1 protein-coding gene is annotated in these 274 nt (G+C 52.6%); it reads left to right on the forward strand.

The window, feature by feature from the left end; all coding sequences use genetic code 11:
* Window positions 1-274: copper amine oxidase (locus tag Q4563_RS19775; RefSeq protein WP_303605732.1), on the forward strand; the 274-nt coding region annotated here is incomplete at both ends.

The following is a 274-nucleotide window of genomic DNA, read 5'->3' on the forward strand; positions in this document are numbered from 1 at the left end:
TCCAAAAACCAAGCGTAACTACGACACACCATCGTTGGGGGAGCCACGTAGCGATGTCAAACCTCTGCATATTGTGCAACTGGAAGGCGTGAGCTTTGAAGTGGATGGCTGGAAAGTTAACTGGCAAAACTGGGAATTCCGGGTCGGCTTTACGCCACGGGAAGGCCTGGTATTGCATCAATTAGGTTATAACGACAAGGGCGAAACCCGTCCCATCATCTACCGCGCCAGTGTCACGGACATGGCGGTACCTTATTCCGACACGGCGTTGAAC

The organism is Gilvimarinus sp. 1_MG-2023 (assembly GCF_030548285.1).